General features: G+C 37.9%; 8 protein-coding genes. 6 read left to right on the top strand and 2 right to left on the bottom strand.

Annotation, left to right across the window (positions count from 1 at the left end; all coding sequences use genetic code 11):
* Nucleotides 1-2: 2 nt before the first annotated feature.
* Nucleotides 3-422 (top strand): HYC_CC_PP family protein, encoded by a 420-nt coding sequence (locus K2F45_RS04255; protein WP_145327817.1) that lies wholly within the window; start codon nucleotides 3-5, stop codon nucleotides 420-422.
* Nucleotides 423-685: 263 nt separating this feature from the next.
* Nucleotides 686-3,271, top strand: a complete 2,586-nt coding sequence (locus K2F45_RS04250; protein WP_083663486.1) for a TonB-dependent receptor domain-containing protein — start codon at nucleotides 686-688, stop codon at nucleotides 3,269-3,271.
* A gap of 53 nt (nucleotides 3,272-3,324) precedes the next feature.
* Here the strand turns inward: K2F45_RS04250 and K2F45_RS04245 are convergent, their stop codons facing one another.
* Both K2F45_RS04245 and K2F45_RS04240 read right to left on the bottom strand, forming a co-directional pair.
* The gene (locus tag K2F45_RS04245) at nucleotides 3,325-3,903 is read right to left on the bottom strand and encodes a Maf family protein (protein WP_075991094.1); all 579 of its coding nucleotides are present in this window, start codon (nucleotides 3,901-3,903) and stop codon (nucleotides 3,325-3,327) included.
* Nucleotides 3,904-3,905: 2 nt separating this feature from the next.
* A complete protein-coding gene (locus K2F45_RS04240) occupies nucleotides 3,906-4,424 on the bottom strand; it encodes a KdsC family phosphatase (protein ID WP_075991093.1) in 519 nt (172 codons plus the stop codon).
* 875 nt (nucleotides 4,425-5,299) lie between these two features.
* Between K2F45_RS04240 and K2F45_RS04235 the strand changes: the two genes are divergently transcribed.
* The 4 genes from K2F45_RS04235 to K2F45_RS04220 are packed head-to-tail and all read left to right on the top strand — an operon-like array spanning nucleotide 5,300 to nucleotide 11,749.
* Nucleotides 5,300-8,731, top strand: a complete 3,432-nt coding sequence (locus K2F45_RS04235; RefSeq protein WP_075991091.1) for a hybrid sensor histidine kinase/response regulator — start codon at nucleotides 5,300-5,302, stop codon at nucleotides 8,729-8,731.
* On the top strand, nucleotides 8,719-9,558 hold the full coding sequence (locus K2F45_RS04230) for a CheR family methyltransferase (protein WP_248933028.1): 840 nt from the start codon (nucleotides 8,719-8,721) through the stop codon (nucleotides 9,556-9,558). Before K2F45_RS04235 ends, K2F45_RS04230 begins: the two co-directional genes overlap by 13 nt.
* 6 nt (nucleotides 9,559-9,564) lie before the next feature.
* Nucleotides 9,565-10,125, top strand: coding sequence for a chemotaxis protein CheB (locus tag K2F45_RS04225; protein ID WP_075991090.1), 561 nt, complete (start codon nucleotides 9,565-9,567; stop codon nucleotides 10,123-10,125).
* 22 nt (nucleotides 10,126-10,147) lie between these two features.
* Nucleotides 10,148-11,749, top strand: a complete 1,602-nt coding sequence (locus K2F45_RS04220) for a response regulator (RefSeq protein ID WP_075991089.1) — start codon at nucleotides 10,148-10,150, stop codon at nucleotides 11,747-11,749.
* Nucleotides 11,750-11,823 lie beyond the last annotated feature (74 nt).

Raw genomic sequence — 11,823 nt, 5'->3', positions numbered from 1 at the left:
CGATGAAGAAAATTGCACTATTTATCGGCTTATTTTTCTATTTGCTCGCAGCAAGTGGTGCCTCACTGCATCTTCATTTTTGCCAAGGGGAAACAAAAAGTGTATCGTTATCGGAAAGCCATACTATGGCCTGCCCTCTTTGTGCCAAGTCTGCAAAAAAACAGCAGAACCACTGTCATGAAACAGGAAGCTGTAAAGATGTTAAGATCGAAGCACAAAAGGTCGATCACTTCAGCCGAGTAACACAAAATCTTGATTTTAACACTTTTTCTCCCGCAATAGTTACGCTTCATTGGATACTTAATTATTATCATTTCTCTGGGGAGGAGGACGATTTTTCTAAATTAAAGTATACCGATTTTGCGAGCGATAATAGACAGAACCCACCTGTTTTTATTCTCAATCAAAATTTTAGAATTTAATATCACCTCTTTTCACCGAACGCAGTTCATTTTCTTGAATTGACCGAAGTCCAGTATAGTTTTTATATTTCGTGAGAACGGCAGACTGTCATTCCCAACATTGATCTTTCCGTAGCTTGTCACGGAACAAAAAACAGTGGATTTTAAATCATTCAGCAAAAATAGTAGAACTGAAAAAATAAATCCGTACCCCTTGAATGTGGTTGCGTGGTATCATGAAGGTAAAAATTAAATGCTAGTTGAAGCGAATACTCTTAATTAAAATGATGAATCAAATTTTCAAAAAAATATATACGACAACCATTCTATCCTTATTTTTTCTGGCATTTGTACAGGCACAGACCGACAGTACGAGGACTCTTACAGTGGCTGGGAACTGTGCCATGTGTAAAAAACGTATTGAAACTGCCGCAAAAATGCATGGCGTAGAAACGGCCGTTTGGAATGCAGGAGACAACTTATTGCAAATCAAATATAACCCCCAAAAAGTTCAACTGGAGACAATCAAGAAAAATATTGCTCAAGTTGGTCATGATGTAGACAACTTGGTTGCCACTGATGAATCCTACGCTAAACTCCATGAATGTTGTATGTATCCGCGATTGGAAAATGGCAAAATACCCGAAAAGAAAACTGTAACAACCGATAACCATGACCATCCACATACAGTTACCGGTGTTGTCGTTGAAGAAAATGAAAAGGGGGATCTTAAACCCATTATTGGTGCCAATTTACACTGGGCCAACCTTCCAACCAAAAACACAAGGACAAACGAAAATGGTGTTTTTAAATTGGACCATAAAGAAGGATTCAACAAATTGGTTGTAAGTTATGTTGGGATGAAACCTGACACCATCACCATCAAAGATCTTCATGAAGTCATCATGATTACAGCAAAAGGAAATGTGTTGATGGAAGTCGAGGTAAAAGGAACACGACGCTCAAATTACATCGACCGTATGACACCTGCACGACTGGAAGTTCTTACAGGAAAGGAGTTATTCAAAGCGGCGTGCTGTGACTTAAGCGAGAGCTTTGAAACCAATGCCTCCGTCGATGTCGTCAGTGCTGATGCTGTAACAGGCAGCAAACAGATTCAAATGCTAGGTCTTAGTGGTATTTATACCCAATTAACCGTTGAAAATTTACCCGGACCTCGTGGGCTCGCTTCTCCTTTAGGTTTAAATTCTATTGCAGGAACATGGATTGAATCAATTCAAATCGCGAAAGGTATCGGTTCCGTAGCCAACGGTTTCGAAAACATGGCCGGACAGATCAACGTCGAATTGAAAAAACCCCAAAATTCAGAAAGATTGTTTTTTAATGCCTATGCGAACAACATGGGACGCACAGATGTCAACTTAAATCTTTCACAAAAAATTGGTCAGCATTGGTCCACTGCAGTTCTATTGCACGACAATTTCATGTACAATAAATCCATGAACTTTAGTCACAACGGATTTAGAGATATACCCGTTGGCAATCTATTCTCTGGGGTCAACCGTTGGTTTTATGAAAATGGGAAAGGACTTATGGTACAATTTGGGGTAAAATATCTCAATGACGACCGTACAGGCGGGCAGATTGATTTTAACGAAAAGACAGATAAGGGTACAACGAATCGCTATGGTTTAGGGTTTGATATTGAACGTGTAGAAGGTTTCGCTAAAATTGGTTATGTGTTCCCCGAAAATAAGCACCGCAGCATAGGTCTCCAGCTTGCAGGGTCGAATTACAATCAAAAAAGCTATTTTGGGCTCAATAACTACAATTCAGACCAACAAAATGGATATGCTAACCTCTTATTTCAAGATATTATCGGCACTGTCGCTCACAAGTATCGCGTTGGTGCCTCGATTAATTATGACAATTACAATGAGTGGTATTTAAAAGATCAAAACTTCAAAAGGAAAGAAGTGGTTTCGGGAGCATTTGCAGAATATACCTATAGTCCATCAGAAAAATTTGATGCCATTATCGGTCTCCGCCAAGACTATAATTCCCTGTACGGTTGGTTTACAACACCACGCATCCATTTACGTTATGCACCGATTTCGGGAACAACGGTTCGAGCTAGCTCAGGAAGAGGTCAACGTACAGCAAATATATTTGCAGAAAATACGGCCGTCTTGGCAAGTAGTAGAAAATTGGTTATTCAATCGCCTAATATATACGATAAAGCTTATGGCCTACAACCTGAAGTCTCCTGGAATAGCGGAATAGCGATAGACCAAAGTATGCGGATCTTTGGACGTGAGGCTTCGGCATCCGTTGAATTTTTCCACAACAGCTTCTCTAATCAGGTCGTGGTCGATTACGAAAATCCCCGAGAGATCAATTTTTACAATTTGAATGGGAAGTCTTTCTCCAATAGCTTGCAAACAGAATTTCGCTTTATGCCAGCACCACATTTTGAAACGAGATTGGCCTATCGCTTACTTGATGTCCAAACTGATTTTCAAAGTGGCAGAAAGACCAAACCGCTATTGGCCAAACACCGTGGTTTTGTAAACCTAGCTTATAATCACCATTCTGGCTGGAGTGTAGACTATACGTTGAATGTTGTTGGACAAAAACGCATTCCGTCAACAGCAGAGAACCCCGTTGAATATCAAATGCCTACAGCATCAAAAGCTTATGCGACCATGAATGCGCAGATTAGCAAAACTTTTGGGAAAGAGAAAAACTTCACTGTATATGTGGGCGGAGAAAATCTGTCTAATTATTTCCAAAATATGCCAATACTTGCAGCGGATCAACCCTTTGGAAACTATTTTGACACTTCAATGCTTTGGGGACCATTAACAGGACGCATGTTCTACACTGGGGTTCGTTATTTCATCAAATAATAGCTCAGCTAAAAAATCAATGAATAATAAAAAAGCGGCTTTTGCCGCTTTTTTTACATTAACTTTTTCAATTCTTGATAAAGCTTTGCCGTTGGCAATCCGACCACATTATTATATTCTCCCTCTATTTTTTTTACGGCGATTAAGCCGATCCATTCCTGTATTCCATAAGAACCCGCTTTATCTAATGGTGAAAATTTAGTAACATAATGATCGATTTCATCCGCATCTAATTCGTAAAAATAAACAGTTGTCGTTTCGACGAAAGTGCTAATCTTACCCTCCCATGAGATCGCTACGGCAGTCAACACCAAATGTTTCTTACCAGACAAGTTTGTTAGTGTTGCTCTGGCTTCCTGTTCATCTTTGGGTTTACCTAATATTTCGCCCTTATCCGATACGACAATAGTATCGGCACAGATAACCAAACAATCGTCTTTATCCCCAAATGCCTCCGCTTTACAAATAGCGATTTGGCGAACGACCTCTGCAGCGGATAAATTCGGATCCACGTATTCTGCCGTTTCCCGAACGTCGACTTCAAATGTCAGCCCAAGCCCTGTTAACAGCTGTTTTCTCCGTGGAGATTGAGACCCTAATATAATTGTTCTATTTTTTAGATTTTTCAACATCCTTATATACTTTTTACTGTTTCATCCTCATACCAATTGCCTTGTACTTTCATGACCTTTTCGATCAATTCACGCACAACTCCCTTTCCGCCACAAAAGCTAGACACATAATGTGAAATTTTCTTGATCTCTTCTACTGCATCTGCCGGAGAAACAGCTACGCCAACAGACTTCATGCAGCTAAAATCAGGGATATCGTCACCGATGTACATCAACTGATTTAATTCAAGCTTGTAATCATAAGCAAGTTCTTTCATTTTAGACAGTTTGTCACTAACTTTTGAATACACTTCTTTGATTCCCAAACCTTTCATCCGCTGCTCGACCCCCTTCGAACCTCCTCCTGTGATAATAAAAATAGGATAGCCTTTCTTGATCGCCAACTGCATAGCATAGCCATCTTTTATATTAAATGTACGTAACTGATGCCCTTCTTCATTAACTTGTACAGTACCATCAGTCAATACACCATCTACATCCAATACAAATGCTCTTATCGATTTAAATTCGGTCAATACCATAAAAATTTATTTTTGTAAAAGTAAGGCATTTCGAGTAATAATTCGTGTAGCGATACTGATCTAATTGACAGGGCTGTCAGATAATTATTCAGTTAAGCCAAAATATCATTTGTGTGTCACAACATAGTTGTATTAGCAACTTATTCTCAAAAATATTTGGATGCTACTGTATATTTACCGTATCTTTGTAGAAGATAATTAAAGGTTATCTCGCTATGAAACACTAACAGCAAGCAGTCAGAAGAGTTATTTACTTGAAGCTTGCATAAGATTTTAAAAAACAATCATTTTTAGTTTTCACGGCACAACACGGCAACTAATTTAGTTTAGAAGCCCTTAAAGAGTCTTTTCATAATTTAGGTTTATAATTGGTTAGTAACGAACCCTGGTGCCCATCATCAGGGTTTTGTTTTTATAAGCATTTTTTCTTCTTCTATTTAATAAACTTGACTGAACTATCTCCCTACCAACATATAGCTAAGAACAATTTTCAATCAATTTTTAGACAGTGATCAGTCACTGCTTATTCAGTCTACACTGAGTGATCACTGAACAATCACTGAACGAGCACTGAACAAACACTGAACAAGTACTGTTAAAAGACCTAATTTGATCACTGCTTGATCCCTACTTGCTGCAACTCAGAATTAAAAGACAAAAAATGGTATGAGCTACGCTTACGTAACAAAAAATCGCTATTGCGCGGTAATCGATTATTTTGGAATGCCCCTTGACTGTTTATAGGTTTGCTTCTATGCTGACTTTTGATTATTTTAGGAATAGCAAGTTTTTTTGTTATTTTACATATATCTTTTTCCCCAGGTACCATCGAAACACAATACCTACAGAAAAGTAAACGATAAACTCATTCTAACATGAATCGAAAAAATTATAGAAAGCAAATTACCATAGGAGTGATAATTTCTTTTTCGCTTATCTTCCTTTCAGCCCTATATTTTTTCATATCGCTGCATCATAATTTAAATAACGAGCGAAGTATTGTTCGTGTTGCCGAAAATAGATTCAATATTATTAATGAAATCAAATCAAGTGTAGACGAAGTAAATGACATCAAACTTGATTACCTGAATAAGAAAGACGCTTCACTATTTATTCCTTATAAAATGGAATTTAAAAAAATGGACGAACTGTTGCGATCTTTAAGTTTGAAAGATGATTTCTATCATGTTCAGCCAAACAGCACTGAAAACATCCGCAAAGATATCGTTGCATTTTACGACTTTGAGCAGGATATCGATCACACAAAGGAAACTCAATCCATATCCCATAATATTCACGAACGAAAGGCCTCGATATTAAATCAGATCGATCTCATGTCGAGAGATCTATTAGACCAACGGGCAAGACTCTTAGAAAAATCTAGAAATGAACTGCAACTGGCCCAGTACATTACTTACCTTTTCATCGCCATTGGCTTAAGTGGGTTCTTCTATATTCTCGCTAAAATTTCCTCGATCTCTAGATTTCTGAGGTCTACAGTGAAAAGTCAACAAGAATCCAATAAAAGTCTCCAACTATTGCAAGAACAGACCAACAGTGATAACTGGATTTTGAATGCGATTAATGGCATCGACGAACAATTACGCGGTGACTATACAGACAAGAAAATTGCCGAAATAAGCCTACATGCTATTGCTTCCACGACAAAAGCATTAGGTGGGACGATTTACATTTTCGATGATAACTATCAGGAGTATCAGCTTTGCCACAAAATTGGTATTTCCTCCACACAGTATATCAAACGAACGTTTAAGGAAAACGATGGCATTTTGGGCGAAGTTGCAAACAATCATGAAGTCGTTAAAATAAAAGATATTGACCACAAGCATCTTATCTTAGAAACCTCGTTATCCGATCACTTAGACGCTGAGATTTATATTGTTCCCTTCTCTTATGAAAGCCATTGTGTCGGTGTCATGGAAATCTGTTGCCCCATTGTCAATGAGAAAGACGAGCAACTACGATTTAACTTCCTGGATAAAGCAAAAGATAACATTGCCGTTATTATCAAAGTAGCCCAAACTCATGGAAAGCTTGCCGATCTTTATGAGGAACTTCAACAACAAACCGAGGAATTAGAGACGCAACAGGAGGAATTGAGAACAACCAATGAGGAGTTAATCCACAAGACCCATTTGTTGGAGGCTTCTGAGGAAGAGCTTAGAGTACAGCAGGAAGAACTTATCCAAACCAATAACGAGCTGGACGAGAAGGCTAAATTGCTCTTTGCACAAAATGAAGATCTAGAAAAAGCCCGCCAGGCCATAGCCCAAAAAATAGAGGAAGTAGAGCTGTCCAGCAAATATAAATCTGAATTTATGGCCAATATGAGCCATGAACTGCGGACACCACTTAATAGTATTCTCATTCTTGCCAAATTACTTCAGGATAACAAAAAGAAAAACCTCAGTGAGGATCAAATAAAATATGCTTCTGTCATTCACAGTGCCGGCTCAGATCTCCTTCATTTAATTAACGAATTGTTGGATCTGGCAAAAATTGAATCCGGTAAAGTTGAAGTCCAAAAAGAACGTATCAACACAAACTATCTTGTCAATTATATTAAAGATTTTTTCAATGATACCGCAGCGTCGAAAAATATTGACTTCCTACTCGATGTCAATGTAAATGCACCGCAGGAATTCATCGGTGATGAACATCGTATACAACAAGTCCTCAAGAATTTATTATCGAATGCCTTCAAGTTTACAGGTGAAAAGGGCGAAGTCTCTTTAGCGATAGAAGCTGAAGCTGAAAATCTTCTTTTTACGGTAAAAGATAACGGTATTGGCATTGCTCCAGAAAAACAAGAGCTAATTTTTGATGCTTTTAAACAGGAAGATGGCTCAACGAGTCGTAAATATGGTGGCACTGGTTTAGGCTTATCGATATGCCGCGAAATTGCTAGCTTATTAAAAGGGAAAATAACCTTATCCAGTAAGGTTGGTGAAGGTAGTATTTTCACCTTCAGTATCCCGCTAGAACAGGAGATTCAAATTTCAGTCCCGAAAGTAACATCTGTCGAAAAAGAAAGTAATCCACCAACGCAAATTCCGAAGGAAAATCCTATAGTCGAAAAAACGAAGTCGATCGACAACGATGGAAAACACAATAAACTTCTGATTATTGAGGATGATTTTATTTTTGCAGATATTCTAAAAGACTACGCCGAACAAAACGGCTACGATGTTTACATCAGCTATGATGGGCAAGATGGTTTACAAAAAGCACAAAATTTACGACCTGCCGCAATTATCTTAGATATTATGTTGCCTAAAATGGATGGTTGGGAAGTTCTTCGTAACCTCAAAAAAATTGACAGCACCAAGGAGATTCCCGTACACATGATGTCGGCAGGAACATTTTTACATGATGAACCTATTTCTGCCGGAGCCATCGGATTTATGGCTAAACCCGTGTCAGAAGAATCTTTGGCTGAAACATTCTTAAAAATAAAAGCATCGACTAGTCATCCATTGAAAAAAATTCTGCTGGTGGAAGATCAGGAAATCCAAAGCGATTTTATCAAACAATCTTTAGAAGAACAGCATATTCAGATATTTCAGGCTTTCAATGCGAGACAGGCGCTCGATTTATTAGATCAAGAGAAATTGTTTGACTGCATCATTATGGACCTGAATCTCCCTGACAAATCAGGCATTGAACTCCTGAATGAAATCAAATCAAACACTCAATTTAAGGATTTACCCATTATCATCAATACGGCAATGGAACTCACTACAGAGCAGACTTCCGAAATTTTGCATCACAGCCAGGCGATGGTCCTTAAATCTGCTAAATCAAATAATCGTCTGATTGATGAAGTTAATTTATTCTTAAATAAAATTCGCAGCAATAAGCACGAATACACGATGTTCAATCACTCAGGATCCTCTGTAATTGCTGAGAACAATTTAGCTTCAAAAACAGTATTACTCGCAGATGACGATATGCGGAATATTTTTGCCCTTAGTACCGCATTTGAAAGCTATGATATGAACATTGAAATTGCCAACAATGGCCAGGAAGCTTTAGATATTCTTGAACGAAATAAACAGATTGACCTTGTTTTAATGGATATCATGATGCCCGTCATGGATGGTTATGAGGCTATTGAAAAAATAAGGGCAAACAAGAAATTTGCAAACCTTCCTATTATTGCTGTGACAGCGAAAGCAATGAAAGGTGATAGAGAAAAAACAATTGCTGTTGGAGCAAACGATTATATTAGTAAACCGGTTGATGTTGACAAATTAATATCTCTGATGCGCGTATGGCTGAGTTAACCGATAAAATAGTAGCAATGATAAGTTTTGAAGAGTTGGAAGAAGTTATTGATATAGTCAAAAATCTCCACGGCTATGATGTATCCGGTTATACAAGAGCTTCCTTAAAAAGACGTGTGACTAGAATAATGGAACTTAACAAGCTCAATCTACAGGAGCTAAAGTCCAATTTGATTAATCAGCCCGGATTCAGCACCTATTTCCTACAGGAAATTACAGTGAATGTAACTGAAATGTTTAGGGATCCTGATTTTTATAAAGCTGTAAAAACGGATGTATTTCCCTATCTCGCAACTTATCCACATATAAAACTGTGGAGTGCCGGTTGTTCTACTGGCGAAGAAGTTTATTCGCTGGCCATATTGTTAGAAGAAGCAAATCTTTACCAACGTGCATTTATTTATGGTACCGACATTAACGGCAAAGTGTTAGAAAAGGCAAAACGCGGCATCTATTCCCTCGCGAAAGTTAAAGAATACTCGGAAAATTTTATTAAAACAGAACCAAAAAACTCACTGTCGGATTATTATACAGCGATGTACAACGCAGCTACCATTAATAATAGTCTGAAAAAAAATGTCCTTTTCTCTATGCATAGCTTGGTGTCCGATGGCGTTTTTAATGAATTTCAACTGATTACCTGCCGTAATGTATTGATCTATTTTGATACTGAACTGCAAAATCAAGTCCTGGATTTATTCTATCATTCACTATGCCATCTGGGCTTCTTATGTTTGGGAGCGAAAGAATCTTTAATCAACTATAAAGACGCTGCTAAATTTAAGGTCGTAAACAAAAAACAGAATATTTACCAAAAAATTGGTTAGTAGGTGATGGAAAGGAAAATTCTTTTGTTAGCGGGGTCTGCCGGTGGGTTTAGTGTCATTCTAAATCTATTAAAGTCATTGGAACGACCAATCCGCATACCCGTTATTGTCATTGTACACAGAAACCCTAAATATGCTTCTAGTATTGAGGACACGCTTTCCAAAGCGCTTGTTCAAAAAATAAAAACTGCAGATGATAAGGAAGCGATAGAAAATGGGACCATTTATTTTGCCCCTGCTGGCTATCATCTTTTAGTTGAACCAGACTATAGCTTTTCTTTGGATATCTCGGAACCTGTTCAATACTCAAGACCATCAATTGATGTAACTTTCGAATCTGTAGCCGAAATATATAAAGAAAATTGTACCGCTATCTTATTCTCTGGAGCAAATCAGGATGGTGCACAGGGATTATTAATGATAAAACGGTACGGCGGGACGACTTTTGTACAAGACCCTGCGACGGCTGAAGTTCCCATCATGCCCGAAGCAGCTATTCAACTCGATGCACAGGAACGCATTTTGAGCATTCAAGAAATAAAAGATTACATCAAGCAATTGACTTAAAATTGTATTTAGATTTGCTATAATGAAGAAGATAAATATATTGATTGTCGATGATAAAATTGAAAATATTATCAGTCTTACAGCACTGCTGGAGGATATCGAAAATATAAATATAGTGACGAGCACAGATCCCAACGAAGCTTTAAAAATCTGCTGGAAAGAGGATATTGACTTAGCGCTCGTTGATGTACAGATGCCAGAAATCAATGGTTTTGAATTTGTTTCCTTCCTAAAGAAGAATCCGAAAACAAACCATATTATCCCGATTATGGTAACAGCGATTTCAAAAGAAGACAAATACCTCATTCAGGGACTTAATAGCGGAGCTGTGGATTATCTATATAAACCGCTGAACCCCGAAGCGACCATCGCAAAAGTAAAATCTTTTGTTCAGCAATTACTGATACAGCAGGAAATTAAAGAGAAAAACATTGCCTTAGAAGAATCAAAACAGGCCATTCTCAAAGCTAAAGAAGAGGCAGATCTTGCCAGAAAGTCGAAAGAAACCTTTTTAGCCAATATGAGTCATGAGATTCGTACACCTATTAATGGTATCATGGGCATTACACAGATGTTAAAAAACTCCCAGCTCACTTTAGAGCAAGAAAACTGGATCAATAAACTGGACTCTGCCTCTCAAAATCTATTGACCATTATCAACGACATATTGGATCTTTCAAAAGTTGACTCGGGCATGATGAAACTTAATATGGAGTCGACATCAGTGCAAGATATTACAGATGATCTAAACAATCTCTTTATTGATAAAGCCAACTACAAAGGGTTGAATTTTTCAATTGATGTAGACGATCGGATCACAAGTTATTTTCTGACAGATCCACTACGGTTGAAACAAATATTGACCAACTTTATCTCCAATAGTTTCAAATTCACCTTGGAAGGTTCTGTTGTATTAAAAATTCAGCTTCTAACAGAGGATAACCATAGTATCTGTTTACGGTTTCAGGTTATAGACACAGGGATCGGCATTGTAGAAGACGCCCTGGAAAAAATATTTATTGCGTTTGAACAGGGAGAAGATAGTATCACCAAAAAATTTGGCGGTACAGGATTGGGCCTCGCAATTGTAAAACGTATTGCTGCGCTGCTCAACGGTCGGGTTTTTGCATCGAGTGAATATGGTAAAGGGAGTATTTTCTCTTTTGAATGTACTTTCGACAAAATCAAAGATAAACCCGTAGAAAAAGAAACGCAGGTACTCTATACGGAATTGCCGAAGTTCAACTTCCCGATGGTTCTCATTGCTGAGGACAATGAATTAAACAGCTTTATGCTGGCAAATATCCTGAAGAGCTGGAATTGCGAAATTACTTTGGCAACGAATGGACTCATCGCACTAGAAGAAATCAATAAGAAAAAAATCGACCTGGTGTTTATGGATGCCCATATGCCGCTCATGAGTGGTTTTGAAGCGATCAAGGAAATACGTCGAAACACGAATCCGACAATCGCAAACATGCCGATTATTTCCATTTCAGCCTCTGTGCTCCAAGCCGAACAACAGGAAGCGCTCGATGCCGGAGCCAATGAAGTTGTCGGAAAGCCATTCGATCCTATCAAATTATATAAAACAATTGATACTTTATTGTCAAAATTGAAATGATAGTTTCAATTTATCAATGAAATCATTAATTTTAGAACATAATCAAGATGTTTTGATGTTATTTCTCATGAACG

The sequence above is a fragment of the Sphingobacterium siyangense genome, assembly GCF_023277505.1.
Classification (GTDB): domain Bacteria; phylum Bacteroidota; class Bacteroidia; order Sphingobacteriales; family Sphingobacteriaceae; genus Sphingobacterium; species Sphingobacterium siyangense.
The sequence above is the reverse complement of the archived record's forward strand: the minus strand, read 5'-3'. Positions and strand labels throughout refer to the sequence as shown.

Coding starts and splice junctions, on each gene's coding strand:
- K2F45_RS04240 (WP_075991093.1), bottom strand. CDS start 4,424: ATGGTATTGACCGAATTTAAATCGATAAGAGCATTTGTATTGGATGTA.
- K2F45_RS04220 (WP_075991089.1), top strand. CDS start 10,148: ATGAAGAAGATAAATATATTGATTGTCGATGATAAAATTGAAAATATT.
- K2F45_RS04225 (WP_075991090.1), top strand. CDS start 9,565: ATGGAAAGGAAAATTCTTTTGTTAGCGGGGTCTGCCGGTGGGTTTAGT.
- K2F45_RS04250 (WP_083663486.1), top strand. CDS start 686: ATGATGAATCAAATTTTCAAAAAAATATATACGACAACCATTCTATCC.
- K2F45_RS04255 (WP_145327817.1), top strand. CDS start 3: ATGAAGAAAATTGCACTATTTATCGGCTTATTTTTCTATTTGCTCGCA.
- K2F45_RS04245 (WP_075991094.1), bottom strand. CDS start 3,903: ATGTTGAAAAATCTAAAAAATAGAACAATTATATTAGGGTCTCAATCT.
- K2F45_RS04230 (WP_248933028.1), top strand. CDS start 8,719: ATGGCTGAGTTAACCGATAAAATAGTAGCAATGATAAGTTTTGAAGAG.
- K2F45_RS04235 (WP_075991091.1), top strand. CDS start 5,300: ATGAATCGAAAAAATTATAGAAAGCAAATTACCATAGGAGTGATAATT.